This window comes from Roseovarius sp. A-2, assembly GCF_002072155.1.
GTDB lineage: Bacteria > Pseudomonadota > Alphaproteobacteria > Rhodobacterales > Rhodobacteraceae > Roseovarius.
The window spans coordinates 47,677-72,048 of the sequence record NZ_BDIY01000014.1 but is presented as its reverse complement, the minus strand read 5'-3'; the positions used below and the strand labels follow the sequence as shown (position 1 = coordinate 72,048).

Annotated in this window: 24 protein-coding genes; 14 read left to right on the top strand and 10 right to left on the bottom strand. The window is 65.2% G+C overall.

From position 1 onward, the window contains the following. The first annotated feature begins 8 nt into the window (after nt 1-8). Nucleotides 9-314: a hypothetical protein gene (locus tag BHD06_RS15075; protein WP_139784755.1), complete on the top strand. Its 306-nt coding sequence runs from the start codon at nt 9-11 to the stop codon at nt 312-314. 127 nt (nt 315-441) lie between these two features. Continuing rightward, the gene (locus BHD06_RS15070; protein ID WP_080457800.1) at nt 442-804 is read left to right on the top strand and encodes a hypothetical protein; all 363 of its coding nucleotides are present in this window, start codon (nt 442-444) and stop codon (nt 802-804) included. Between the two features lie 63 nt (nt 805-867). Here the strand turns inward: BHD06_RS15070 and BHD06_RS15065 are convergent, their stop codons facing one another. Genes BHD06_RS15065 through BHD06_RS15045 form a run of 5 tightly spaced genes read right to left on the bottom strand, consistent with a single transcriptional unit; the run spans nt 868 to nt 7,215 of the window. Next, nucleotides 868-2,313 carry a carnitine 3-dehydrogenase gene (locus BHD06_RS15065; RefSeq protein WP_080457799.1) on the bottom strand — a complete coding sequence of 482 codons (1,446 nt, stop codon included), beginning with the start codon at nt 2,311-2,313 and terminating at the stop codon, nt 868-870. Continuing rightward, nucleotides 2,310-3,221 carry a 3-keto-5-aminohexanoate cleavage protein gene (locus tag BHD06_RS15060; protein ID WP_080457798.1) on the bottom strand — a complete coding sequence of 304 codons (912 nt, stop codon included), beginning with the start codon at nt 3,219-3,221 and terminating at the stop codon, nt 2,310-2,312. Before BHD06_RS15060 ends, BHD06_RS15065 begins: the two co-directional genes overlap by 4 nt. 3 nt (nt 3,222-3,224) lie before the next feature. Continuing rightward, nucleotides 3,225-4,010: a carnitinyl-CoA dehydratase gene (locus tag BHD06_RS15055; RefSeq protein WP_080457797.1), complete on the bottom strand. Its 786-nt coding sequence runs from the start codon at nt 4,008-4,010 to the stop codon at nt 3,225-3,227. Then, nucleotides 4,007-6,049: an acetate--CoA ligase family protein gene (locus BHD06_RS15050; protein WP_080457796.1), complete on the bottom strand. Its 2,043-nt coding sequence runs from the start codon at nt 6,047-6,049 to the stop codon at nt 4,007-4,009. The genes BHD06_RS15055 and BHD06_RS15050 overlap by 4 nt, the downstream gene beginning before the upstream one ends. A 5-nt stretch (nt 6,050-6,054) precedes the next feature. Continuing rightward, a complete protein-coding gene (locus BHD06_RS15045) occupies nt 6,055-7,215 on the bottom strand; it encodes an acyl-CoA dehydrogenase family protein (RefSeq protein WP_080457795.1) in 1,161 nt (386 codons plus the stop codon). Between the two features lie 99 nt (nt 7,216-7,314). Here BHD06_RS15045 and BHD06_RS15040 point away from each other — a divergent pair, with 99 nt between their 5' ends. After that, nucleotides 7,315-8,244, top strand: coding sequence for a GlxA family transcriptional regulator (locus BHD06_RS15040; RefSeq protein ID WP_080457794.1), 930 nt, complete (start codon nt 7,315-7,317; stop codon nt 8,242-8,244). On the opposite strand, the gene BHD06_RS15035 is transcribed toward BHD06_RS15040, so the two are convergent. Further along, the gene (locus BHD06_RS15035; protein ID WP_139784754.1) at nt 8,232-8,927 is read right to left on the bottom strand and encodes a hypothetical protein; all 696 of its coding nucleotides are present in this window, start codon (nt 8,925-8,927) and stop codon (nt 8,232-8,234) included. The genes BHD06_RS15040 and BHD06_RS15035 overlap by 13 nt on opposite strands. Before the next feature lie 286 nt (nt 8,928-9,213). Between BHD06_RS15035 and BHD06_RS15030 the strand changes: the two genes are divergently transcribed. From BHD06_RS15030 to BHD06_RS15010, 5 genes are all read left to right on the top strand, one after another. Further along, nucleotides 9,214-10,152 carry a glycine betaine ABC transporter substrate-binding protein gene (locus BHD06_RS15030; protein ID WP_176214370.1) on the top strand — a complete coding sequence of 313 codons (939 nt, stop codon included), beginning with the start codon at nt 9,214-9,216 and terminating at the stop codon, nt 10,150-10,152. Between the two features lie 252 nt (nt 10,153-10,404). Continuing rightward, nucleotides 10,405-12,945 (top strand): putative PEP-binding protein, encoded by a 2,541-nt coding sequence (locus BHD06_RS15025; protein WP_080457791.1) that lies wholly within the window; start codon nt 10,405-10,407, stop codon nt 12,943-12,945. Between the two features lie 165 nt (nt 12,946-13,110). Continuing rightward, a complete protein-coding gene (locus BHD06_RS15020) occupies nt 13,111-13,722 on the top strand; it encodes a cell wall hydrolase (protein ID WP_080457790.1) in 612 nt (203 codons plus the stop codon). A gap of 136 nt (nt 13,723-13,858) precedes the next feature. Continuing rightward, a complete protein-coding gene (rpmG, locus tag BHD06_RS15015; protein WP_007799108.1) occupies nt 13,859-14,026 on the top strand; it encodes a 50S ribosomal protein L33 in 168 nt (55 codons plus the stop codon). Nucleotides 14,027-14,131: 105 nt separating this feature from the next. Beyond that, nucleotides 14,132-14,659 (top strand): GNAT family N-acetyltransferase, encoded by a 528-nt coding sequence (locus BHD06_RS15010; RefSeq protein WP_080457789.1) that lies wholly within the window; start codon nt 14,132-14,134, stop codon nt 14,657-14,659. Nucleotides 14,660-14,689: 30 nt separating this feature from the next. On the opposite strand, the gene BHD06_RS15005 is transcribed toward BHD06_RS15010, so the two are convergent. Continuing rightward, nucleotides 14,690-15,469: a Bax inhibitor-1/YccA family protein gene (locus BHD06_RS15005; protein ID WP_080457788.1), complete on the bottom strand. Its 780-nt coding sequence runs from the start codon at nt 15,467-15,469 to the stop codon at nt 14,690-14,692. Between the two features lie 141 nt (nt 15,470-15,610). Beyond that, nucleotides 15,611-15,811, bottom strand: a complete 201-nt coding sequence (locus BHD06_RS15000) for a DUF1127 domain-containing protein (protein WP_254892438.1) — start codon at nt 15,809-15,811, stop codon at nt 15,611-15,613. A 123-nt stretch (nt 15,812-15,934) separates the two neighbouring features. Between BHD06_RS15000 and BHD06_RS14995 the strand changes: the two genes are divergently transcribed. Beyond that, nucleotides 15,935-16,810, top strand: a complete 876-nt coding sequence (locus BHD06_RS14995; RefSeq protein WP_080457786.1) for a LysR family transcriptional regulator — start codon at nt 15,935-15,937, stop codon at nt 16,808-16,810. On the opposite strand, the gene BHD06_RS14990 is transcribed toward BHD06_RS14995, so the two are convergent. Beyond that, nucleotides 16,791-17,759: an NADPH:quinone oxidoreductase family protein gene (locus BHD06_RS14990; RefSeq protein ID WP_080457785.1), complete on the bottom strand. Its 969-nt coding sequence runs from the start codon at nt 17,757-17,759 to the stop codon at nt 16,791-16,793. The two genes, BHD06_RS14995 and BHD06_RS14990, sit on opposite strands and share 20 nt — an antisense overlap. A gap of 301 nt (nt 17,760-18,060) precedes the next feature. Here BHD06_RS14990 and BHD06_RS14985 point away from each other — a divergent pair, with 301 nt between their 5' ends. The 3 genes from BHD06_RS14985 (at nt 18,061) to BHD06_RS14975 (ending at nt 20,699) form a co-directional block, all read left to right on the top strand. Beyond that, nucleotides 18,061-18,429: a helix-turn-helix domain-containing protein gene (locus BHD06_RS14985; RefSeq protein ID WP_080457784.1), complete on the top strand. Its 369-nt coding sequence runs from the start codon at nt 18,061-18,063 to the stop codon at nt 18,427-18,429. Between the two features lie 53 nt (nt 18,430-18,482). Further along, entirely contained in the window at nt 18,483-19,274 is a 792-nt protein-coding gene (locus tag BHD06_RS14980) for an inositol monophosphatase family protein (RefSeq protein WP_080457783.1), read from the top strand. Nucleotides 19,275-19,358: 84 nt separating this feature from the next. Continuing rightward, nucleotides 19,359-20,699 carry an 8-oxoguanine deaminase gene (locus BHD06_RS14975; protein WP_080457782.1) on the top strand — a complete coding sequence of 447 codons (1,341 nt, stop codon included), beginning with the start codon at nt 19,359-19,361 and terminating at the stop codon, nt 20,697-20,699. 305 nt (nt 20,700-21,004) lie between these two features. On the opposite strand, the gene guaD is transcribed toward BHD06_RS14975, so the two are convergent. Continuing rightward, nucleotides 21,005-22,288, bottom strand: a complete 1,284-nt coding sequence (guaD, locus tag BHD06_RS14970) for a guanine deaminase (protein WP_080457781.1) — start codon at nt 22,286-22,288, stop codon at nt 21,005-21,007. Between the two features lie 134 nt (nt 22,289-22,422). Here guaD and mgtE point away from each other — a divergent pair, with 134 nt between their 5' ends. Together mgtE and BHD06_RS14960 are read left to right on the top strand one after the other, a co-directional pair. Then, entirely contained in the window at nt 22,423-23,808 is a 1,386-nt protein-coding gene (gene mgtE, locus BHD06_RS14965; RefSeq protein WP_080457780.1) for a magnesium transporter, read from the top strand. Beyond that, nucleotides 23,805-24,365: a 5-formyltetrahydrofolate cyclo-ligase gene (locus BHD06_RS14960; RefSeq protein ID WP_080457779.1), complete on the top strand. Its 561-nt coding sequence runs from the start codon at nt 23,805-23,807 to the stop codon at nt 24,363-24,365. Before mgtE ends, BHD06_RS14960 begins: the two co-directional genes overlap by 4 nt. Nucleotides 24,366-24,372 lie beyond the last annotated feature (7 nt).

Here is a 24,372-nt window from a genome sequence, read left to right as displayed (position 1 = left end):
TGGTGTTCATGACCCGCACGCATTGGCTTGTCCTGGTCTCCGGCATCTGGGCCGCGCTCTATGCGGCATCCTTTCTTCTGGCCGCACACACCGCCCCCGAGGGCGACGGGTTCACGCGCGGAATGAACCGGCTGACGGTGTTTGTGCAGTATCAGGTCGGCGCGGGGCTTTTGGCGATCGTGATCTGGGCGATGGGCCAGCGGCTGCGCCACCGCTGGCAGCGCTGGCTGGCACGGGTGCCGGGATGCCTGGCGCTCGGGCTGGTGCTGCTGGTGATCGGCGTGATCACCTTTGCCACGCTCACACAGCATTAACCCGGCACCCGCCCGCCCCGTCGATTCCGAGATCCGGCCCGTTGGGTATAAGTGTAGCATAACGACTTGTCTGGTCTGAACCTGCCGCCGTCAGTCAGGCGCTTTCGAGCGGCGCGGGCGCGGTCTCGTGCTGACCAAGGCAGGGCGCATCGCGCTCGATCATGCCGAGGCGATCTTTCGCACGGCGGTGGATCTCAGCGCCTCGCTGCGCGACCGCAAGACGGGCCGCCTTGCGCTGCGGGTGGGGCCCCTGGCCACGCTGTCGCGCAACTTCCAGATCCAACTCCTGTGCCCGCTGATCAGGCCGCGCGATGTCGAGGTGGTGCTGCGCCCGGACGCGCGATCCGATCTGTTGCGCGGGATCGACGCGCAGCCGGTCAACCTGATCGGCACCACCGCGCGCCTCAAAGGATCGCCCCGCGACCTGCCCTCCCTGCGCGCCGGATTCGACACGCGCGTCTCGGGATCACCGGGAGTTTCCTCGCGGTGACGCTGGAGCAACGCTTTCCCAATCCGCTGCTGGCCTAACTTTTGCCCTGAGCGGTGCCCGCGCTCAGGCTTTCGCGCGGCCCAGAACCAAACGTTCGGGCACGGGATGCGCCGCATGCGCGGCAAGCATCGCCGCCGCGCGCGTGGCCAGCGCCTCACCGGGGGCCACCACGCGCCGCGTCGCCAGATCGACATGCAGCAGCAGCGTCTCGATTGTGGCCGCCGGGGTATCGTCGCCATCCCACAGCCGGTGCAACAAATGCAGCTTGCGCCCGTCCCCGGCCAGAAGCTGCGTGGTCATGGTGACGCGCCGACCGATCTGGATCTCGGCGAGATAGCGGATATCCGTCTCGACCGTGAAATAACTCAGCCCCCCCGCGATATAGGCGGCATCGGCGCCCAGCATCTCCATCAGCCGGTCCGAGGCGCGGGTGCCGAGATCGAGATAGGCGGCCTCGTTCATGTGACCGTTGTAATCGGCAAAACTGCTCGGCACCTGCACCTCAAGCGTCATCGGCAGGCCATCCGCCCCGGTCTCGGCGCGCGGCAGCGTCGCCTCATGGCCGAGGATGACACCGCCCGCCCCGGTCTGCGTGCGCTTGAGCGCGCGCAGCATGGCGACGAGATTGTCATCGCGCAGCCGCTCCAGTTCGCGGATGCTGAGATGGCCGGATTGCGCGTCCGACTGGCTCGCGATCAGTTCGACCAGTGCCTCGTCATAGTCCGGCACATCCGTCAGTCGGGTCCAGGGCAGGCTAAGGCAGGGGCCGAACTGATCGAGGAAATGGCGCATCCCCGCCTCGCCCCCGGCGATGCGATAGGTCTCGAAAAGCCCCATCTGCGCCCAGCGCAGGCCAAACCCCATGCGGATCGCCTCGTCGATTTCCTCGGTGGTGGCGATACCGTCCTTGACCAGCCAAAGCGCCTCACGCCAGACCGCCTCGAGAAACCGGTCGGCGATATGAGCGTCGATCTCGCGGCGCAGGTGCAACGGGTAGAACCCGACCGAGGTCAGCGTCTGTTTCGCCCGGTCGATCAGATCGGGGGAATTCCTGTCGGTCGTCACCAGCTCGATCAGCGGTAGGAGGTAGACCGGGTTGAACGGATGCGTGACGACGATCTGCCCGGGCCGCGTGGCGCAGCCCTGCAATTCGGACGGCTTGAACCCCGAGGTGGACGAGCCGATGATCGCGTCGGGGTCGCACCACTCCTGCAAGGTCTGGAATACCTTGCGCTTGAGCGGCAGGCGTTCGGGCACGCTCTCCTGAATCCACTGCGCGCCCTCCACCGCTTTGGACATGGAGCCGTGGAAGCTCAACCGCCCCTCCTCGGGCAGTGCCGCATCATACAGTCCGGGCAGCGCGTGGCGCGCGTTGGCCAGCACCTCGCCCACCTTGCGCTCGGCCTCCGGGTCGGGATCGAACACCGCCACGTCCCAGCCATTGAGCAGGAAGCGCGCGGCCCAGCCGCCGCCGATCACGCCACCGCCGATGATCGCGGCGCGGCTCATTTCGGTGCCCGCTTGACCAGACCGAGCGCATCGCGCACCTTCTGCGGGCCCATGACCCGCGCACCCATGCGTTCGACAATACCCACCGCGCGCTCCACGAGTTGCGCGTTGGTGGCCAGCACGCCCTTGTCGAGCCAGAGATTATCCTCCAGCCCGACACGCACATGCCCACCCGCCAGCACTGCCGCCGCCGCATAGGCCATCTGGTTGCGCCCCAGCGAGAAGGCCGAAAAGTTCCAGTCCGAAGGCACATTATTGACCATCGCCATAAAGGTGTTGAGGTCGTTTGGCGCGCCCCAGGGCACGCCCATGCACAGCTGCACCAGCGCCGGAGCCTCCAGCACACCCTCCTTCACAAGTTCCTTGGCGAACCACAGATGCCCCGTGTCGAAGGCCTCGATCTCGGGCTTCACGCCCAGTTCGGTCATCCTCCGGCCCATGGCACGCAGCATGCCGGGCGTGTTGGTCATCACGTAATCGGCCTCTGCGAAATTCATCGTTCCGCAATCCAGCGTGCAGATCTCGGGCAGGCAGTCGGCGACATGCGCCACCCGCTCCTCGGCCCCGATCATGTCGGTCCCCGCCTTGTTCACCGGCAGCGGCGCCTCGGTCGAGCCGAAGGTGATGTCGCCGCCCATCCCGGCCGTGAGGTTCAGCACCACATCCACCTCCGCGTCACGGATGCGCTCGGTCACCTCGCGGTAAAGATCGAGCCTCCGCGATGGTGCGCCGCTCTCGGGGTCGCGGACATGGCAATGCACGATGGCGGCCCCGGCGCGGGCAGCGTCGATGGCGCTCTCGGCGATTTCCTTCGGCGAGCGCGGCACATGCGGGCTGCGATCCTGGCTAGCGCCCGATCCGGTCACGGCGCAGGTGATGAAAACGTCGCGGGTCATGTTCAGCGGCATGGCTTACCTCCCTTTCCAAACCGGGTCGCGCTTCTCGGCAAAGGCGCGCGCCCCTTCCTTCTGGTCCTCCGAGCGGTAGAGCCGTTCCACCGTCTCGAACTGGCTTTGCGTGATGCGGTTGAGTGCATCGTTGAATTTCATATCCTCGGCCTCGCGCACGATTTCCTTGATCGCGGCAAAGACGAGCGGCGGGCCTGCGGCCAGATCATCGGCCATCTGCCGTGCCGCCCCCATCAGATCGGAGGCGGGCAGCACCCGGTTCACAAGGCCCCAATGCGCCGCCTCCTCGGCATCGAACCAGCGCCCGGTGAACAGCAACTCCATGGCGATGTGATAGGGGATGCGCCGGGGCAGCTTGATCGAGGCGGCATCGGCCACCGTGCCTGAGCGGATTTCCGGCAGGGCGAAACTGGCGTGATCGGCGGCCAGGATCATATCGGCACAGAGCGCCAGCTCCAGCCCGCCGCCGCAGGCGATGCCGTTGATGGCGGCGATCACCGGCTTGTTGAGCCCGCGCAACTCCTGCAACCCGCCAAAGCCGCCCTTGCCGTAATCGCCATCCACCGCCTCGCCCCCGGCGGCGGCCTTGAGATCCCAGCCGGGGCAAAAGAATTTCTCACCCGCCCCGGTCAGGATCGCGACCCGCAGGTCCGGGTCATCGCGGAACTCGGTGAACACCTCGCCCATGATGCGGCTGGTGGCAAAATCTATCGCATTGGCCTTGGGCCGGTCGAGCGTCACCTCGAGCACCGCGCCACGGCGTTCGGTTCGGATGGGGCTGTCGGTCATGGGTCTCCTCCCAGTCTGAATAGGGCATCGAGCGCGACGGCGCGCTCCGGGGTGGCGATCAGCGGATTGATCTCAAGCTCATGCAATTGGGCCTGATGCGCAAGCGCGCAGTCCTGCACCGCGCCGATGGCCGCGACCAACGCGTCGAGATCGGCCCCGGGCGCGCCGCGATAGCCATGCAGCAGCGGCGCGATGCGCAGCCGCTCCAGCGCGGCGCGGATGTCGTCGGGCTCAGCGGGCAGCAAGAGCGAAACGGTATCGGCCAGCCGCTCGGTCAGCACGCCGCCCGCGCCGAGCGTGAGCACGAAGCCATGCGCCGGATCGCGGATCACGCCGACCAGCAGTTCCGCTACGCCGCCGGTGACCATCTCCTCCACGAGGAAGGCCGCGCCTCCCATGCGCCCGGCCGCGACCGTGACGGCCTCGGGGCCCGCCAGGCCGAGCGCGACCGCCCCGGCTTCGGTCTTGTGGGCGATGCCCAGGGCCTTGAGCACCACCGGAAAACCAAGCGCGGCGGCGGCCTCTGCGGCCTCCTCGGGGCTATGGGCGGTTTGCGCGCGCGGCACCGCCACGCCATGCGCCGCCAGCCAGCTCTTGGCCTCAGCCTCGCTCAGCAGATGGCTGTCACCGTCGAGCGGCGCGGGAACCGCGAGCGGGCCGGGATGCACCGCCGCCGCACCACAGCGCGCGGCGGCGGCCATCGCCGCCACCCCCTCGGCCATGCCGCACAGGGGCACGATGCCGCGCGCGATCATCGCCTCGGCCACGGCTTCGGGCATGGTCTCGGGCAGGCTCGACAGGATCGCCATGGGCCGCCCTGTGGCCGCGATGGTGTCGGCCACGGCGTCGATCACGATATGCCAGGCCGCCCCGTCGCAGCGATCCGGGCGCGGGAAATCGAGGATCACCACTCCCATCGCCAGATCGCCCGCCATCATCGCCGAAAAGGTGGCGGCAATCGCCGCGCGGTCGCCCCAGATGTATGTGTGATAATCCAACGGATTGGCGAGCGCGACGCGTGGCCCGAGCGCCCTTCGCAGCCCCGCCGTCTGCGCCTCATCGAGCGGCGGGCAGACCAGCCCGGCACGCGCCGCGTGATCCGCGATTAACCCCGCCTCACCCCCCGACGAGGAAAACGACGCAATCCGGGGCGAGGCAAGCGGGCCGGTCACATGCAGGACTTTCAGCGTTTCCAGCATCTCCGAGAGCGTGTCGACCTGCGCCACGCCCAGCCGGTCAAAGAGCGCCCGTGCGCCCGCATCGCTGCCCGCAAGCGCGCCGGTATGCGACAGCGCCGCCGCCTGCGCCTGCGCGGTGCGCCCCGATTTGATCACCACGACCGGGACGCCGCGCGCCCGGGCCACACGTGTCATCGCCTCGAACGCGGCCAGATCGCCCACGCCCTCGACATGCAGCCCGAGTGCTGTGACCCGCTCATCGGCCAGCAGCGTCTCGGCGATCTCGGCCATGCCGGTCTGCGCCTGATTGCCGACGGTGACCACATAGGCCAGCGGCAGGCCGCGGGTCTGCATGGTCAGGTTGATCGCGATATTGGAGGATTGCGTGATCAGCGCCACGCCCCGCCCGACCCGGCGCGCGCCCTGCTGATCGGGCCAGAGCGCCGCGCCATCGAGCAGGTTGAGAAAGCCGTAGCAATTCGGCCCGAGAATGCGCAGCCCCCCTGCAGCATCGACGAGGGCCGCCTCCATTTCCCGGCCATCGCCGGTCTCGGAGGCGGATTCGCGAAAGCCCGAGGCGAAACAGACCGCCCCCCCGGCCCCCATTGCATAGAGCGCGCGCACCGTCTCGATGCTGGCGGCGCGATTGACCCCGATAAAGGCGGCGTCGGGGGCCTCGGGCAGGTCTTTCACATGGGCATGGGCGGGCAGCCCGCCGATCTCATCGCGATGCGGATGCACCGGCCAGACCGGACCGGCGAAACCGATCCGACGGCATTGCGCGATCACGTCGCGGCACCAGGTGCCGCCGCCGATCACCGCGATGGAGCGCGGGCGCAGCAGGCGCGACAGGTCCTGCATCGTGTTCAGGCCCCGAGCGGGCGGAACAGGTCCCGCCCGATGATATGGCGCTGGATCTCGCTGGTGCCGTCCCAGATCCGCTCGACCCGCGCATCGCGCCAAAACCGCTCGATGGGCAGATCGTCCATCAGCCCCATGCCGCCATGGATCTGCAAGGCCGCATCCGTCACTCGCGCCAGCATCTCCGAGGCATAGAGCTTGGCACTGGCGATCTCGCGATTGGCGGGCAGGCCCCGGTCAAGCCGCCAGGCGGCGGCGAGCGTCAGCCAGTCGGCGGCGTCAATCTCGGTGATCATGTCGGCGATCTGAAAGCTGACCCCCTGAAATTTCGCGATCGGCTGGCCGAATTGCCGCCGCTCGGCGGCATGGTGCAGCGCAAGGTCAAAGACCCGGCGCGCGCGTCCGACGCTCATCGTCGCCACGGTGATCCGGGTGGCATAGAGCCAAGTGTTCATCACCTCGAACCCGCCATCGACCTCACCCAGGACCTGGCCCTGCGGCAGGCGGCAATCGTCGAATTCAAGGATGCAGTTCTTGTAGCCGCGATGCGAGACCGAGCGATAGCCGTCGCGCACGGTAAAACCGGGATGCCCGCGATCGACGAGGAAACAGGTGATCCGCTTTTTCGGGCCATGCGCCGTCTCGTCAACACCCGTCGCCACGAAAACGATAAAGAAATCCGCGTGATCCGCGCCCGAGATGAAATGCTTGGTGCCGTTGACGATCCAGTCGGATCCGTCGCGCACCGCCGTGCATTTCATGCCGCGCACATCCGACCCGGCATCGGGCTCGGTCATCGCCAGCGCGTCCATCCGCTCGCCGCGCACCGCCGGAAGCAGGTAACGCTCGCGCTGATCGCCCGCGCAGGCCATCAGGATGTTCTGCGGCCGCCCGAAGAAATGCGTGAGCGCCATGGCGCCGCGCCCCAATTCACGCTCGACCAGCGCGAAATCGAGATGCCCGAGCCCGCCGCCGCCGACCTCCTCGGGGAAATTGCAGGCCCAGAAGCCCATGTCGATGACCTTGCGGCGCAACTCCGCGGCAAGCTCGGGCGGCACCTCGCCCCGGCGCTCCACCTCGGCCTCATGTGGGTAGATCTCGGTCTCGACAAAGCTGCGGACCGTCGAGACGATCATCTCCTGTTCGGCACTCAGATCGAAATCCATCGCTGACTCCCCTTCTGTCCTGAGGATATTGCTAGACATCGGGAGCGAGCCGTATCATGCCGAACATGCTCCAGATCATGCAGGATTCGAAATTTTCCGATGCAACGCCAGGTCGCGATCCTCCTCTTTCCCAGCTTTTCCAACCTGTGCCTTGCCAACGCGGTCGAGCCGCTGCGCGCCGCCAACACGCTGGCGGGCCGCGATCTCTATGATTGGCACTTCATCGGCCTTGATGGGGGCACGGTGCTGTCATCGAGCGGCCTGCCGGTGACACCGATGCTACGGCTCTCGGACATGCCGCACGTCGATTATCTCTTTGTCATGCCAAGCTATGGCCACCGCGCCCTGACCGAGCCTGGCGTCCTGCGCCGGTTGCGTGGTGCTGCGGCGCGCTGCGGCAACCTTGTGGGGCTCGATACCGGCAGCCTCCTGCTGGCGGCGGCGGGGCTGATGGACGGCTACCGCGCGACCTCGCATTGGGACGTTCTGACCGAATTCGAGGAAGCCCATCCCGAGGTAGAGGTGGTCAGCGACCGTTTCGTCATCGACCGCGACCGGCTGAGCTGCGGCGGCGCCTCGACCACGATGGAGTTGATGCTGGAACTGATTGCCCAGCATCACGACGCGATGCTCAGCCTTGATGTGGCGGCGCTCTTCATGCATGGGGAGCGGCCCGCCGACGCGCCCTGCCCGCCGGGCATGTCGGGCGACCGGGTGGTGCGCGCCGCCGCCGCGCTGATGCGCCGCCATATCGAGCAACCGCTGCCGATCCCCGAGATCGCCCGCCGCCTCGCGCTCAGCCAGCGCGGCCTCGAACAACGCTGCGTTACCGCCTCGGGGCGGTCGCCGCAGGGGATCTATGCCCTGATCCGCATGTCCGAGGCTTACCGGCTAGTCAAGGGCACGCCGCTATCGGTGGCCGAAATCGCGGCGCGCGTGGGCTATGACGATGCCTCGGCGATGACGCGCATGTTCCGGCGTGCCTTTGGCCTGTCACCCCGGCAATTGCGCGCCGGTCAGCCGCAATAGCGCGACCGCACATCCCGGCGCGGGCCCGCGAAGGAGCGGTGAAACCGGTCGTGGTTCCGTAGCGGATCAGCCAGCCTCGGCCCGAGGCGCGACACGTCGTGCGAGGACAGGCCGATATGGCCGGGGTTATGGCGGAAATGCCGCGTTCTGGTCTGCTCGGAATGGATCGACATCGGCAAGGACAGCCGGAACCGCTGACAGATCGCCTGCCCCTTCACCGCAGCCTCGAGGATCTCACCGGACGGCCGCTCGATCAGGCGCACGATATGTCCGGCCTTGGTGTCCAGCCCCCGGGTTTCGAAGGTCAGCGGGCGGCGTAGTTCGAAAACCTGCGTGGCCTCGCCCGGGCCAAAGAGGTCGTCCTCGCCACGCCAGCCCGTTCCGGCGGCAAATATCAGGCGAAAGGTGCCCGGCGGCACCAACACGCGGAAGAACGCACCGCCCTCGATATAGGCGGCGAGTGCGGCGTCTCCGGTCTCGACTTCGATCAATCGCAGGAAATAATCGCGGCCCGGCGGGCTCTTGACCTGAAGCGGGAAGACGGCAGGCAGGCCGGTCCGGTTCCACATCAGCCCGGCGCGCGGTGCGCCGTCCTCTGCGGCGCGCGTGCCGGGCCCGATCAGGCCCATCAGCAGGACGAGCATCAGAGCCAGCAGTCCCGGTCTTTTGATCGGATTTTTCACCTCGGCCCCCTTGCCTGTCGCGGCCATCGCCAACGGAACGCAGCGACATCTGCACCGACCACATCCTATCAGATCGGCCCTGCGGTTTGAACATCTGCCATACCGCCAGACGTGCCGGTTTGCCCGGTGCCAGAAAAAGGGTGCGCCGCCCGACGCGCATGCTATCTTGCCCGCGATTCGGGAAGCGCCGTCACATTACTCGCAAACGCTTTTCAGCACCCTGCGTCCCGATCCAAACGTTTGACCCATGCGGGCCACGCGCCCAGTATTGCATCAGGAGCTTGAAATGCCGTCCAAAATCCACGCCCTCGCCGTTGTCGGCCTGACCCTTCCCATGGCCAGCCATGCCGCAGAGCTTGGCCATACCGACACCGCGATCAAGCTGGCGCTCTTGCCCGAGACCGGGGCACGGATCACCGCCCATGTGGCCGGTGAAGTGCTCACCGCCATGGGCTACGCGGTCGAGTATGTCGAGGCCGAGCAGATGCGCGTGTTCAGCGACATGAAACAGGGCCGCATCGACGTCAATCTCGAGGTCTGGGAGGCCAGCGCCCCGGCCAATTACCGCGACATGATCCTTGACGGTGACTTGCAGGACATGGGCGAACTGGGCGTGACCCTGTCCGAGGGCCTTGCCTATCCCGCGCATATGGAGGCGACCTGCCCCGGCCTGCCCGACTGGGAGGCGCTGCGCGATTGCGCCGCCCTCTCGGGTCTGGTGGTGACCGACTATCCCGAGGCATGGGACGGCCCCGCCGCCAGCATCATCGAGGCCATGGGCCTGCCCTTCGAGGTGCGCCCCGCCGCCACCGAGACCGATCTGGCGCAAACCCTGACCGAGGCGAGCACCTCCGGCGAGAACGCTCTGGTTATGTTCTGGCGGCCGCATTGGGCGGTCGCTGCACAGGATCTGCGCTTCGTCACCCTGCCCACGGCAGAGGCCGCCTGTTACGAGACCCCAAGCTGGGGCCCGAACCCGGACCTGCCCGGCGATTGCGGCATACCTTCGCTATCCGCAGTGAAGACGGTGATCAAGGGCACCAAGATCAAATGGCCCGCCGCGTGGTACATGCTGGAAGATTTCCAGCTCGATACAGAAACGCAGGAGGCGCTGCTGCGCGCGGTCGAGCAGGACGGCCGCCCCGTGGCCGAAGTTGCCGGCGAGTGGCGCGCCACCAATGAGGAGACGTGGCAGCCGATCGTGGATGCGGCGCTCGCACAGTAGGGTCGTGTTGGTCTGATGCGGCGGCTTTTGGTCTCGAGTTACCGTCGCCGCATCACGCGCGAAACGCATCGCGGAAGGCCAAACTATCCGCCTTCCTTCGTCACATCCTCGCCCTGTCCCATATCCGTAGTCCTTTCCCTTGCCTTGCGCGCCGTGCGGCGTCCTTTCCCTTGCCTTGCGCGCCGTGCGGCGTCCTTTCCCTTGCCTTGCGCGCCGTGCGGCGTATGGTGCGGACAAAGGAAAGGTGCCGCAGTGCAGCAAGACGACCCGCATATCACGCTCATCACCCCCACCTCTCCGGTGAATGCCAATACCCACGGGGGGCGTGCAAAATGCCTGCAACGGCTGGTGCGGCTCGACCTGCCGGTACCGCGCACCATCGCGCTGTCGTTTCAGGCGGTACATCGCATCGCGGCGGGCGAGTTGCCCGACATGGCGGCGCTGCTGGAACCCTTTGGCGAGGTGCCGCTGCTCTGCGTGCGCCCGTCCTCGGAAGACCCCGATTGGGGCGGACCAGGAGCGGTCCTGAACATCGGCATCAACGACGCGCGTCTCAAGGATCTGGCGGAACGCATCGGCACCCGGGCGGCGGCTGAGATCTACCTGCGCTTCGTGCAATCCTACGCGGTCCATGTGGCGCGGCTCGACCCGGATATCTTCGAGGATGTTCCCGAGGACCCGGTAACCGGGCTGCCCCGGGCGCTGCGCGCCTATGAGGCCGAGACCGACGAGGAATTCCCGCAGGAGCCGGCGGTGCAGCTGTCTGAGGTGCTGCGCTCCATGGCGCGGGCCTGGGGGGGGACGACCGCGCGCCTTCTGCGTCAGGCCAAGGGTGCGCCCGCCGATGCAGGCCTCGGCCTTGTGGTGCAGGAACTGGCGTTGGGTCTTGGCGAGGGGGAATGCGGCTCGGGCGTGATGCAACTCGTGAACAGTCAGACCGGCGCGCGCCAGATCACAGGACGCTACCTGAGCCAGAGTCAGGGCCGCGATGCGCTCGAACGCGGCGCGGATGCGCTCTATCTCGAACGCGACACGCGCGGGCCCTCGCTAGAGGAGCTGGCCCCTGACGCATTCGCCGAGATCAAGGCCTATGCCGCGCTGATGCGTGAAAATCTGCGCGAGGAGATGCAGGCGGAGTTCACCATCGAGAACGGTAAGGTCTGGCTGCTCGACGGGCTGCGCGTGGCGCGCAATGGCCGCGCGGCGGTGAGCATCGCGGTCGCACTAGCCGAGGACGGTATCATCAGTCACGAGGAAGCGCTGATGCGGGTCGAACCGCGCGCGCTCAACGAACTTTTGCACCGGCAGGTCGATCCTGAGGCCGAGCGCGACGTGCTGGCGCGCGGCATCGCGGCAAGCCCCGGGGCGGCGTCGGGCCGGGTGGTGTTTTCCGCCGCCGAGGCGCAGGCAGCCCAGGCGCGCGGCGAGGCCTGCATCCTGGTGCGGCGCGAGACCAGTCCCGAGGATATCCGTGGCATGCATGCCGCGGCGGGCGTGCTGACCGAACGCGGCGGCATGACCAGCCACGCGGCGGTGATCGGGCGCGGCATCGGCCTTCCTTGCGTAGTGGGCGCCTCCGAGATCCATTTCCAGTCGCGGCGCAAGCAGTTGACCATGCCCGGCGGGCGCGTCGTCAAGGCCGGTGAGATGCTCACCATCGACGGCACCAACGGGATCGTCCTGGCTGGCGAGGCCCCGCTGCTCGAGGTGGCGCGCGACGGATCGTTCCAGACCTTCATGAGCTGGGCCGACAATGTCCGCGACATCGCCGTCCGCGCCAATGCCGACACCGCCGCCGATGCCGAGACGGCGCGCAATTTCAACGCGCGCGGTATCGGTCTGTGCCGGACCGAGCACATGTTCTTCGAGACCGACCGGCTGACGGTGATGCGCGAGATGATCTTTGCCGATGCGAGCGAGGACCGGGCCGCCGTGCTGGAACGCCTCTTGCCGATGCAGCGCGAGGATCTGGCCGCGCTCTTTCGGATCATGCACGGATTGCCGGTCTGCATCCGGCTCTTTGACCCGCCGCTGCACGAGTTCCTGCCGACCGATCGCGCAGGCCATCTGCAACTGGCCGAGGCGCTTGATCTGCCGCTCTCGGATGTGACCCGGCGGGTCGAGGCGCTGAGCGAATACAATCCCATGCTGGGCATGCGCGGCGTGCGTCTCGGCATCACCGTGCCCGAGATTTACGACATGCAGGCGCGGGCGATCTTCGAGGCGACACTGGAGGCGAGCAAGGACGGCGCGCCGGTGGTGCCCGAGATCATGATCCCGCTGGTCAGCGCTAAGCGCGAGGTCGAACTGGTCAAGACCCGCGTCGACGCGGTCGCCGCCGCCGTGCGCAACGAGACCGGGCGCGATTTCGCCTATCGTCTGGGGGTCATGGTAGAGACGCCACGCGCCTGCCTGCGCGCGGGCGAATTTGCGCATCTGGTCTCGTTCCTGAGCTTTGGCACCAATGATCTCACGCAGATGACCTATGGCCTGTCGCGCGACGATGCAGGCCGCTTCATGTCGGACTATGTCAAGCAGGGGGTCTATCCCGAGGACCCGTTTCACATGCTCGATATCGACGGGGTGGGCGAGTTGCTCAAGATCGGCGCAGAGCGCGGTCGCGCAGCCAATCCAGACGTGACCCTGTCGATCTGCGGCGAGCATGGCGGCAATCCCGAATCGATTGCCTTCTGCCGGGATGCGGGATTCACCTACGTGTCCTGTTCGCCGTTCCGGGTTCCGGTGGCGCGACTTGCTGCCGCACAGCTGACGGTGCGTGACAAGATCGGGTAGCCGACGCGCCGACACACGCAATATAGATACGGACGCAAGGGCTTTTTGGGCCGAAAAGATCCATGAGCGGTTTCCCGCTTCTCCTCGGGGTGGACGGATAGCTTCTATTTGTCTAAACGCCGCCGGATGACAAAGGGGCTGTCCCCGGTGGCAAGGAGAACACACATGAAACGAGCGCTACTCGTCGCCGCGCTTGCGGTCATGACAGGACCGGTTGTCGCGGACACGCCCGTGACCCGGCTGATGGAGCAGGAAACGCGCGCGCTGCGGTCGATTTCTGGGGACCGGATGGCAAGCTATCTGAGCCGTCCCGAGATTGGCATCGAATACTCGCGCGACTGGCTTGCCGGTCTGGAGGTGGGCGGTGGCAACGTGCAATCTGCCTGTCTCGCCGAGGCTCTTTATTTCGAGGCGCGCGGCGAGAGCGTGCGTGGCCAGTTCGCGGTGGCTGAGGTAATCATGAATCGTGTCGACAGCGCCGCCTTTCCCGACTCCGTTTGCGGCGTGATCCATCAGGGCACAGGTCGCAGGTTCCAGTGCCAGTTCACCTACACGTGCGACGGGTATGAAGAGCATATCGCCAATCCCGTTGCCTTCGATCAGGTGAACAAGGTGGCCCGCCTCATGGTGCAGGGCGCGCCGCGCCGTCTGACCGACGGGGCCACGCATTACCACACCCGCGCCGTGAACCCCCGGTGGGCACGCGTCTATCCCCGGACGACGACCATAGGCGTACATCATTTCTATCGCAAACCCACGCAGCTTTCGCAGAACTGACGGGGCGGTGCGACAAAGACGGGAATTCCTGGCCCTGTGCTGACAATCGCGGTTGACTTGGGCGCGCGCGTCGGTAAAAGGCAGGCTTCATGAGATATTCACAGGCGCGTATTGCGCCTGGCGCAGGAGATAACCAATGGCGAAGCCGACGACCATCAAGATCCGTCTGAACTCGACCGCGGGCACGGGCCATTTCTACGTGACCAAGAAGAATGCGCGCACCATGACTGAGAAAATGACCGTACGTAAATACGATCCCGTGGTGCGCAAGCATGTCGAGTACAAGGAAGGCAAGATCAAGTAAGATCGCCTCCCAGACAAGACAGACAAGGCCGCGCCTCCCGGACGCGGCCTTTTTCTTTGGGGGCGTTCGGGCGGGCGGCGAGATTTCAGAACAAAGCCCGATCCGATGTCAGATTTCACTATCCGCCCCGTCTATCCCGCCGATCACGCGGCCATTTCCGAGTTGCTGCGGCAAAGCTACGCCGTGCAACTCGGCCAATTCTATTCCGAGGGGCTCTTGCGCAAGGCGCTGCCCATTCTCATCCTGACCGTGCCGCAAATCTTGTTCGGCGGGCGCTACTATGTCGTCGAAGACCAGGAGCGCGTCCTGGCCGTCGCAGGCTGGAGTGACATCAGCCCCTTTGGCCGCACCTGCCCGGCGGGGCACGCGCATCTGCGCCACCTTGCATGTGCGCCTGACAGGTTGCGTCAGGGGTTGGGGCGGGCGCTTGTGCGGCGGGTGGCGTCGGCGGCAGGACAAGCGGGGGTCACGCTGCTGCACAGCCTGTGCCCGCTCAACGCCGTCGCGTTCTGTCAGGCGACCGGGTTCGAGACCATGGGCGAGGTGGTCATGGGCCTAACGCCGGAACTGTCATTTCCGGCCGTTCACATGCAAAGAGAGGTTGCCGGATACGAAAAGGGCCGGTCGTTCTGACCGGCCCTGTCGCGTGAGTGATGCGGCTGTCTATTCCTGCTGTCCCATGAACATCAGCAGGAACTGGAACATGTTCAAAAAGCTGATGTAGAGGTTCAGCGCGCCGTCATAGGCGGCCTTGTCGAGCCAGTCCTGATCGCCCTGCGCGGCGTGCGCCACGTAGGTGCTCTTGATCTCCTGCGTGTAGTACGCGGTGAGACCGGCGAAGATCAGAACACCGATCGCCGAGATCGCGAACATCATCGCCGGCGATTGCAGGAAGATGTTGATGATCATCGCGACGATAAGCCCGATCACCCCCATGATGAGGAAGCTGCCCCAGCCAGAGATGTCCTTCTTGGTCGTGTAGCCCCAGAGCGACAGACCGGCGAAGGCGATCCCCGTCACGATGAAGGTCTGCGCGATCGAGAAGCTGGTGAAGACCAGAAAGATCGAGCTGAGCGAGATGCCGATCAGCGCCGCGAAGGCGAAGAAGCCAAGCTGCACGCCCGCTGCCGGTGCCCGGCGCAGCAGTGCGCCCCAGCCGAGGAAGATGAACGCGAGCGGTGCCAGCATGACCACCCAGCGAAGCGGCGACAGGTAGAGCGTAGCGCCCAGACTTGTGAGCATCTTGCCGTTGCCCATCTGTGCCGCGGCGGCCGACGGGTCGGTCGTTACGGCGAGCCCCGCGATTGCCCACGCTGCGAGCGCGGTGATGAGCATGCCCACGGACATCGTGCCGTAGACCTTGTTCATATGCGCGCGCAGGCCCGCGTCAATCTGGGCGGTGCGTGTGCCCGTCGCCGTCCGGATCGTGTTGAACTCAGCCATATATACCTCCGATATGTGAATGGCGGCCTCGGTATTGAGGCTTTGTCAGTAATATCGGAGAGCGGGGACCCGTTTTCAAGTTTTTCCGACAGTTTTTGACATGTTTCGCCCGGCACGCACCCGGTGCCGGGCATTTCACCGTCAGGGAAGGTCCCAGAATGGCCGCGTCGCCTCGCGCAGCGCCTCGCGCCGCGTGAGACCCAGATCGGTCAGCGCGGTGTCATCCAACCGCAACAGCGCGCGCCGTTGACGGAAAACATCAAGCATCAGGCCAAGCGTGTTGCGGCGCGGTCCGTAGGCGCGGGGCAGGTCTTGGGCGTGGACGTTAACGTGGAAGGTCATGGCGCTTCCTTTCCTCTTAGTGATGGTTTCGTGACTATTCATTTTCTCTGTTGATCTTTTGCCGCAACTGCTTCAATTTTGAAAATGAATGTTTGTCAGAAGTTGCATCACGGGGATTGATGAATGCGGAATCTCGATATCACGACGTTGCGGGCCCTTGTTGCCGTCACCGATCATGGCGGCGTGACGCGGGCAGCGGCGATGCTCAACCTCACGCAATCCGCCGTCTCGATGCAGATCAAGCGGCTGGAGGAGATGCTGGGCCTCTCACTCTTTGATCGCGGCAACCGGCGGGTATCGCTCACCGCCTCGGGCGAGCAGCTGGTGCGCTATGCGCGCCGCATCCTGGCGCTGAACGACGAGGCGATCGGGCGTCTGACCGAAGATCTCTACGAGGGCGAGCTGCGCCTCGGCGTGCCGCATGACATCGTCTACCCGGTGGTGCCGCGCGTGCTCAAGCAGTTCAACGCCGCCTATCCGCGGGTCAATGTGAATCTGCGCTCGTCGAGCACGATGAAGCTGCGCGAGGAATTCGCACGCGGCGAGGTGGATTTGATCCTGACCACCGAAGAGGGCGTCGACGACGGCAGCGAGACGCTGACCGAAATGGCGCTGCGCTGGACCGGGGCACCGGGCGGCACATCTTGGAAACGCCGCCCGCTGCGGCTTGCCTTCTGCACCAATTGCATCTTTCGACCCATCGTCCTGCGCAAGCTGGAGCAGGCGGGCATCGACTGGGAGATGGCCGTGCTTTCGGAGGATGATCGCGCGGTAGAAGCCCTGGTCAGTGCGGATCTGGCCGTCGGTGCGCTGCTCGAAGACAGTATTCCGCCACATCAGGAGGCGATCGAGCCGGGCAATGCGCTGCCCGATCTCGGGGTGCAGAAGATCAATCTCTACGCAAGGGCAGGCGGCGACGCGCTGATCGATCCGCTGTCCGACATGCTGCGCCAGGGCTTCTTTGCGCAGCCCGCGCCGGTCAGCCTGCGGATGGCGTGACCACGACCTTGCCGGTCGAGCGGCGGCTGCGCAAAAGCTCGAGCGCCTCTTCCGCGCGCTCGAGCGGCAGCACGTGGCTCACATGTGGCTTGATGCGCCCCTCCTCGTACCATGTGAAGAGGGTGCGCAGGCTGTCGGTCACCACCTCGGGGCGGAATTTCAGATAGCCGCCCCAGTAGAAGCCGATTACGCTCAGGTTCTTGACCAGCAGGTGATTGGCCGGGATTTGCGGCACCTCACCGCTGGCAAAACCTATGCTCAATATGCGTGCCTCGGGATTGCAGGCGCGCATTGCGGCCTTGAACAAATCGCCGCCCACCGGATCGTAGACCACATCGACGCCGCCCAAATCCTTGCAGATGGCGCGGATGTCGTCGGTTTGAGCGTCGATCAGGTGATCCGCCCCGGCCTTGCGTGCCACCTCAAGCTTGTCGCCCCCCCGGGCGCAGGCAATGACGCGCGCGCCCATCAACTTGCCGATCTCGACCGCCGTCAGGCCGACGCCGCCCGCCGCCCCCAACACCAGAAGCGTCTCGCCCGGTCGCAGCCGCGCGCTGTGCTTCAGGGCCACATGGCTCGTGCCATAGGCGATCTGAAAGGCGGCGGCATCGGTGAAATCCATCTTATCAGGCAGGACCACGGCGCGCTCTGCCGGAAAACAGCCATATTCGGCCAAGCCACCCTGGCCGCCGAATACCGCCACGCGCGTGCCGAGCGGCGGGCCTTGGGTATCGGGACCGAGCGCCTCGACCGTGCCCGCCACCTCCATCCCGAGGGTGAACGGGGCCTCGGGTGTGTCCTGATACACGCCCTTGATCATCAGCAGATCCGCAAAATTGAGCCCGCAGGCCGCGATGGCGAGGCCTATTTCGCCGATTTGCGGGGCCGGTCGCGGGATACTGTGCAGCGTCGGAGCGGTACCGGTGGCGGGAATGTGATATGCGCGCATGAGTTGCCAGCCTCGTTCTTGTCCCGAAACGCTACCCTCGGGACGTTGAAGGTTCAATTCGATTCGCCTGTCCGGGCAATCGGCACTGTCGCGCGTGCCGATCCGACCCACCCAAAAAGGTGGTATCCCGTCTAGATTGAGTGTTTTTCGTATAAGGCACGCAGGCGGCTAGCGATATTTCTTGTAATCCGGCCGGGATTTGCTAGTTTGAATTACACGCTGCTGGGATGCGTGGCGTGCTGGTTTTGGAGTATTGGCCCGCCTTCATCAGGTTCGGGACTGGAAGTGAGAGGAGTATCGTATGACGCACCCCGTTGATTTGTACGTCGGGAAAAGAATTCGTCATCGCCGATGGCTTGTCGGTATGACACAACAACAATTGGCCGAAGCGGTCGGGATCAAGTTTCAACAGATCCAGAAATACGAGACCGGAGCAAACCGGGTAAGCGCATCACGCCTCTGGGATATTGCGGACGCACTTGATGTAGAAATTAGTTTCTTCTTCGAAGGTCTTGGAAAAGAAGAGGAAATGCCGAAGCCGGGCAACCTGCCCGTTGATATAATCGGGGATAAGGAAGCACTTGATCTGGTGCGCTCCTACTATGCGATTCCCGAAAACCAGCGTCGTCGCCTGTTCGATCTGGCACGCGTGCTGAGCGAGGTGGCTTGAGCCACCGCGCCTCGCGCGCTAAGTCTCCTCTCGTGTTTTGATCGGGGGCGGGCATGGACAAGGACGCACTCAGAAAAACCGCCCACGCGGTCGCGGATGCGGCACGTAGGGCGGTTTTGCCGTATTTCAGAAGCGCGGGTCTGACTGCGGATAACAAACTCTTTGACGGCAGGTTTGATCCCGTGACCGAAGGCGATCGGGCGACCGAGCTCGCCATGCGCGACGTATTGGCGCGGATGCGTCCGGACGACGCAATCATTGGCGAGGAATATGGTGTGCAGGCCGGGACGAGTGGTCTGACCTGGGTGCTCGATCCGATTGACGGCACGCGCGCATTCATGTCCGGCACGCCGACATGGGGCGTATTGATTGCGGTCGCGGATGAGAGCGGCCCGATATATGGCATCATTGATCAGCCCTATATCGGCGAACGTTTTGAGGGTGGGCTTGGTCATGCGGCGCTCAGCGGACCGCAAGGCCATCGCGATTTGCGGGTGATCGGTGACCGGCCATTATCCGAATCGATCCTGTTCACAACCTTTCCCGAGGTAGGAAGCGAGGCCGAAGGTGCCGCCTTTGCCGATGTGTCCCGCCACGTGAGGCTTACCCGATTTGGTATTGATTGTTATGCCTATTCTCTTATTGCCGCTGGCCAGATCGATCTCGTGATCGAGGCCGGGCTGGCCGTATACGACATTCAGGCACCGATTGCCGTGATCGAGGCTGCAGGCGGGATCGTGACCGACTGGCAGGGCGGTCCGGCACATGCAGGAGGGCGCGTTGTGGCGGCCGGTGGGCGGGAGCAGCATGCAGAGGCGCTTGAAATCCTGTCACGGATCGCCTAGCGACTGCCTGCGCGGTTCTGGCCCCTTTCCGCCGTGCACCTGCTTCCAGAGGGGGTGAGGAAGCACATATAAGGGGCGGAACAAATGGCCGAATACCTGATACAGGCTGCGGATTACGTGATCACGATAGATGACGCGCGCCGGGAATTACGCGGTGCGGATATCCTGATTCGCGATGGTGTGATTGCAGAAGTGGGCCATGGGCTGGAGAGTTCGGGCGAGGTGATCCGGGCCACGGGATGCATCGTCACGCCGGGGTTGGTGAACACACATCACCATTTGTTCCAAACCCTTACAAGGGCCGTGCCGGGCGGGCAGGATGCGCTGTTGTTCGGGTGGCTCAAGACACTCTATCCGATTTGGGCGCGGTTCGGACCGGAGGAAATGCGCGTCTCTGCGATGATTGGCCTGGCCGAATTGGCACGCTCAGGATGCACGCTAAGCGCCGATCACCTCTACCTTTTTCCGAATGGGGCCCGGCTCGATGATACGATCGAGGCGGCAGTGGAGGTCGGTCTGCGGTTTCATCCCACGCGCGGCGCGATGAGCATCGGTGAGAGCGCCGGAGGCTTGCCGCCGGATGCGCTGGTGGAAGATGAAAAGTACATCCTGGGTGATTGTATTCGCGTCATAGATCGCTTTCACGACCCAAGGGACGGTTCGATGTGCCGGGTGGGTGTCGCCCCTTGCTCTCCGTTCTCGGTCAGCCGCGACCTGATGCGCGAATCTGCCAATCTCGCCCGCAATCAAGGGGTTATGATGCATACCCACCTTGCTGAAAATGCCGAAGACGTCACCTATTCGCTGGAACGGTTCGGGTGTCGACCGGGGCAGTATGCCGAGGATCTGGGCTGGACCGGGCCGGATGTCTGGCATGCGCATTGCGTGAAACTTGACGGTCAGGAGATTGAGTTATTTTCAGAAACAAGAACCGGCGTTGCGCATTGCCCCTGCTCCAACTGTCGGTTGGGTTCGGGAATCGCCCCGGTTCGCGAAATGCGGGACCGGGGTGTTCGGGTCGGGCTGGGCGTCGATGGCTCGGCCAGCAACGATTCGGCCAACATGATGGCCGAGACGCGGCAGGCGATGCTGTTGCAGCGGGTGTCACGCGGGGCGGACGCGATGAGCGCACGCGAGGCCCTCGAGATCGCGACGCGTGGCGGTGCGGAGGTTCTGGGGCGTAACGACTGTGGCCAGATCTCCCCGGGAAAGCGCGCCGATATCGCGATCTGGGATGTCAGCGGCATCGAAAGTGCTGGCAGTTGGGACCCCGCCGCGCTGGTGCTGGCAGGGCCGCAAGAGGTGCGCGACCTGTTCGTCGAGGGCCGTCAGGTGGTGCGGGATGGGCATATCACCACGCTCGATCTGCCGCAGGTGATCGCGCAGCAGACCCGGCTGGCGCGGCGTCTGGCGGAGCGGGTATAGCCTTCACCCGAAGATGCGGGGCGTGAGGTTCAGGATCGTCTCAGCCATCTCGGCACTGATCTGGCGCACGGCGGCCAGCACCTTCTGGTGGACACCATGTCCGGTGGCGACGGGGGCCTCGATGCTCGCGCCCTGGATAAGGTCGGGGGGGGGCTCGCGCGCATAGCCGTCACCAAACTTGGCGTCGATGGCCCGAACCGCATCGGCAAGATGGCAGGCTTGGGTGCTGTCGGTCGTTGCGGGCGCCCGTCACTGTCCGATGCAAGAGACAAGGCAGCGGGCCCAATTGTCTGCAAGCGAACCGCTCAGACCGCGCGCCCCGCGACCCAGACCTGCGCGACCGCGCGATCATCGCCCATCATGATCGTCGGAAAGAGCGCCTCCCATATATCGCCTGCACGCTCCGAACGCTGCGCAATGGCCGGCGTCGAGACCAGATCGAGCGCCACCAGATCCGCCTCCATCCCCGGGGCGATAGTGCCGATAAGATGGCCCATATGCAGCGCTTGCGCCGACCCGGCGGTGCCAAGCCAGAGAAGTTGCGCCGGGTGCAGGGCCGTGCCGGTCAGCTGCCCGATTTCATAGGCCGCCGCCATTGTGCGCAGCATCGAGAAGGATGAACCGCCCCCGGTATCGGTGGCAAGGCCCACACGATGGCCCTCGGCCACGCGGGCGGCCATGTCGAAAAGGCCCGAGCCGATAAACGTGTTCGAGGTAGGGCAATGGATCAGCGCCGCGCCCACCTCGCGCAGCCGGTCCCGTTCACGCGGGGTGAGGTGGATGGCGTGGCCGTAGAGCCCGCGCTCGCCCAACAGCCCGTACATCTCATAGGTATCGAGATAATCGCGCGCCTCCGGGTAGAGGGATTTCACCCACTCGATCTCGTCGGTCTGCTCGCTCAGATGGGTCTGCATCAGGCAATCGGGATGGTCCGCCCAGAGGTGCCCCAACGCACCCAGTTGCTCGGGCGTTGAGGTAGGCGAAAAGCGCGGGGTGATGGCGTAAGACAGCCGATCCACCCCGTGCCAGCGGTCGAGCAGACGGCGCGAGTCGTCATAGGCCGACTGCGGTGTGTCGCGCAGGCCGTCGGGCGCGTTGCGGTCCATGCAGGTCTTGCCCGCCACCGCGCGCAGCCCGCGCGCCTGCGCCGCCTCGAAAAAGGCGGTCACGCTGGCGGGGTGGATGGTGCAATAGCTGACGCAGGTGGTGGTGCCATGCGCCAACGTCAGGTCGAGATAGCGGGCGGCAATCTCGGCGGCATAGGCGGGATCGGCAAAACGCATTTCCTCGGGAAAGGTGTAGGTATTCAGCCAGTCGATCAGGCGCTTGCCCCAGCTGGCGATCATCGCGGTCTGCGGATAATGGACATGCGCGTCGACAAAGCCCGCGGTAATCAGATGCGCGCCCATGTCGTGACGCCGGGCCTGCGGATAGGCGGCGCGCAACTCGGCGACGGGGCCGATGGCGGCGATATGTCCACCCTCGATCACCAGTGCCTCGTGCAGGCGGGCGGAGTTGGCCGGGTCGCCATCGAAGGGCGTGCGGTCAAAGGCCAGGATCTGGCCGGTGAGGAGGGTTTGGTCGGTCATGGTGTCCGTCTGTCGAGGGGCTGTGCAGCGCCACGATACGCGCGGTAGAAGGCGGCGTAAATCATCCCAATGTCATTGTTTTTCGCGCGGCGCTTGATTACTCCTGCACCAAGGCGGCGTGAGGGGAGGGCGAGATGGCAGAGCAGAACCAGGAGACCGGGAACGAGCGCGACGAGGACGGCTATCCGCTGAACAAACAGGCCGTGTCGCGGATCATGTATGCCGTTGATACCGATGACCGCGAGATGCTCTGGGCCGAGATGGAGCCGCTGCACCCCGCCGACATCGCCGACCTTCTGGAACAGAGCAACGCCTATGACCGGCGGCGGCTGATCACACTCTATGGCGGGGAATTCGACGGCGACATCCTGTCGGAACTCGACGAGTCGATTCGCGAAGAGGTGATCGGCCTCTTGCATCCCGAAGTTCTGGCCGAGGCGGTGCGCGAACTTGATTCCGATGACGTGGTCGATCTGGTTGAGGACCTTGAGGATAAACAGCAGGACGCGATCCTTGAATATCTCGAGGACAGCGACCGTCTGGCGGTGCAGCAATCGCTGACCTATCCGGACTATTCCGCAGGCCGTTTGATGCAGCGCGAGGTGGTGATGGCACCCGAGCATTGGAGCGTGGGCGATGTCATCGACTTCATGCGCAATGCCGAGGACCTGCCGGAGCAGTTTTATCACATCATTCTGGTCGATCCGCGCCTGCATCCGGTGGGCAATGTGACGCTGGGGCGGATCATGGCGGCGCGGCGCGATGTGGCGCTGAATGATCTGGTCGAGGAGACGTTTCACGTCATCCCGGTCACTCAGTACGAGGGGGATGTGGCCTATGCGTTCAACCAGTATCACCTGATTTCCGCGCCGGTCGTCGATGAAGAGGGTCGGCTCGTGGGCGTCATCACCATCGACGACGCGATGATCGTGCTCGATGAAGAGCATGAAGAGGACATCATGCGCCTTGCCGGTGTCGGCGAGGGCGGGCTCAACGACAGCGTGATCGCGACCTCCAAACAGCGGGTGCCGTGGCTGGCGGTGAACCTCGCGACGGCGATTCTCGCCTCGCTGGTGATCGCGCAGTTCGAGGCGGCGATTGCACAGCTGGTGGCCCTGGCGGTACTGATGCCGATCGTGGCCTCGATGGGGGGCAATGCTGCGACGCAGTCGCTGACCGTCGCAGTGCGGGCGCTCGCGACCAAGGACTTGACCGGATCGAACGTCTGGCGCGTGCTGATGCGCGAGGTGCTGGTGGGTCTGATCAACGGGGTGATCTTTGCCGCCGCCATGGGCGTCGTGGGGGCGGTGTGGTTCGGAGGGCCGGAGCTTGGTTATGTGACCGCCGCCGCAATGGTGATCAATCTGGTCGTTGCCGGGTTTGCCGGGGCGGGCATTCCCGTGGTCATGGATCGGCTGGGTGTGGACCCGGCGCTTGGCTCTGGCACGTTTGTCACCACGGTGACCGATGTGGTCGGGTTCTGCGCCTTTCTGGGGCTGGCGGCGATGTTCCTGTTATGAGCGATTTGGCAGAGATCAAGCAGGTGGCACGCAAGGCCGCCTTTGCCCGACGGGCGGCGGCGCACCGGGCGGATGCCGGGGCTGGCGCGGGCCTGCTCTCAAGCGTTCTGGCGGGCTATCGCGGCGTGCCGCTGGCGGGCTACATGCCGATCCGGTCCGAGATCGACCCGCTGCCCGCGATGGCCGAGGCCGCAGCACATGGCCCCGTCGCCGTGCCGGTCATCGCGGGCGCGGGCCTGCCGCTCGATTTTTCGGTGTGGGAACCGGACTGTGCGCTGCGCGAGGGCCCATTCGGCGCAATGGTGCCCGAGGTCGACCGCTTCATCGAGCCGGAAATCCTGATCGTGCCGCTGGTGGCCTTCGACCGCGCAGGCGGGCGGCTCGGCTATGGGGGCGGGTTCTATGACCGCACGCTGGAGCGTCTGCGCAGCCGTCGCGCGACCCTGGCGATCGGTTTCGCCTATACCGCGCAGGAGGCCGAAGGTCTGCCGCTGGAGCCGACCGATCAGCCGCTCGACATGGTGGTGACAGAGGCCGAGGTGATCTCGTTCCGATAGGCGGGAT

What these genes read in the sequence shown, in the direction of transcription:
- BHD06_RS15075 (WP_139784755.1), top strand. Translation starts at nt 9, where the DNA reads ATGACCCGCACGCATTGGCTTGTCCTGGTCTCCGGCATCTGGGCCGCG.
- BHD06_RS15065 (WP_080457799.1), bottom strand. Translation starts at nt 2,313, where the DNA reads ATGAGCCGCGCCGCGATCATCGGCGGTGGCGTGATCGGCGGCGGCTGG.
- BHD06_RS15060 (WP_080457798.1), bottom strand. Translation starts at nt 3,221, where the DNA reads ATGCCGCTGAACATGACCCGCGACGTTTTCATCACCTGCGCCGTGACC.
- BHD06_RS15055 (WP_080457797.1), bottom strand. Translation starts at nt 4,010, where the DNA reads ATGACCGACAGCCCCATCCGAACCGAACGCCGTGGCGCGGTGCTCGAG.
- BHD06_RS15050 (WP_080457796.1), bottom strand. Translation starts at nt 6,049, where the DNA reads ATGCAGGACCTGTCGCGCCTGCTGCGCCCGCGCTCCATCGCGGTGATC.
- BHD06_RS15045 (WP_080457795.1), bottom strand. Translation starts at nt 7,215, where the DNA reads ATGGATTTCGATCTGAGTGCCGAACAGGAGATGATCGTCTCGACGGTC.
- BHD06_RS15040 (WP_080457794.1), top strand. Translation starts at nt 7,315, where the DNA reads ATGCAACGCCAGGTCGCGATCCTCCTCTTTCCCAGCTTTTCCAACCTG.
- BHD06_RS15030 (WP_176214370.1), top strand. Translation starts at nt 9,214, where the DNA reads ATGCCGTCCAAAATCCACGCCCTCGCCGTTGTCGGCCTGACCCTTCCC.
- BHD06_RS15020 (WP_080457790.1), top strand. Translation starts at nt 13,111, where the DNA reads ATGAAACGAGCGCTACTCGTCGCCGCGCTTGCGGTCATGACAGGACCG.
- rpmG (WP_007799108.1), top strand. Translation starts at nt 13,859, where the DNA reads ATGGCGAAGCCGACGACCATCAAGATCCGTCTGAACTCGACCGCGGGC.
- BHD06_RS15010 (WP_080457789.1), top strand. Translation starts at nt 14,132, where the DNA reads ATGTCAGATTTCACTATCCGCCCCGTCTATCCCGCCGATCACGCGGCC.
- BHD06_RS15005 (WP_080457788.1), bottom strand. Translation starts at nt 15,469, where the DNA reads ATGGCTGAGTTCAACACGATCCGGACGGCGACGGGCACACGCACCGCC.
- BHD06_RS15000 (WP_254892438.1), bottom strand. Translation starts at nt 15,811, where the DNA reads ATGACCTTCCACGTTAACGTCCACGCCCAAGACCTGCCCCGCGCCTAC.
- BHD06_RS14995 (WP_080457786.1), top strand. Translation starts at nt 15,935, where the DNA reads ATGCGGAATCTCGATATCACGACGTTGCGGGCCCTTGTTGCCGTCACC.
- BHD06_RS14990 (WP_080457785.1), bottom strand. Translation starts at nt 17,759, where the DNA reads ATGCGCGCATATCACATTCCCGCCACCGGTACCGCTCCGACGCTGCAC.
- BHD06_RS14985 (WP_080457784.1), top strand. Translation starts at nt 18,061, where the DNA reads ATGACGCACCCCGTTGATTTGTACGTCGGGAAAAGAATTCGTCATCGC.
- BHD06_RS14980 (WP_080457783.1), top strand. Translation starts at nt 18,483, where the DNA reads ATGGACAAGGACGCACTCAGAAAAACCGCCCACGCGGTCGCGGATGCG.
- BHD06_RS14975 (WP_080457782.1), top strand. Translation starts at nt 19,359, where the DNA reads ATGGCCGAATACCTGATACAGGCTGCGGATTACGTGATCACGATAGAT.
- guaD (WP_080457781.1), bottom strand. Translation starts at nt 22,288, where the DNA reads ATGACCGACCAAACCCTCCTCACCGGCCAGATCCTGGCCTTTGACCGC.
- mgtE (WP_080457780.1), top strand. Translation starts at nt 22,423, where the DNA reads ATGGCAGAGCAGAACCAGGAGACCGGGAACGAGCGCGACGAGGACGGC.
- BHD06_RS14960 (WP_080457779.1), top strand. Translation starts at nt 23,805, where the DNA reads ATGAGCGATTTGGCAGAGATCAAGCAGGTGGCACGCAAGGCCGCCTTT.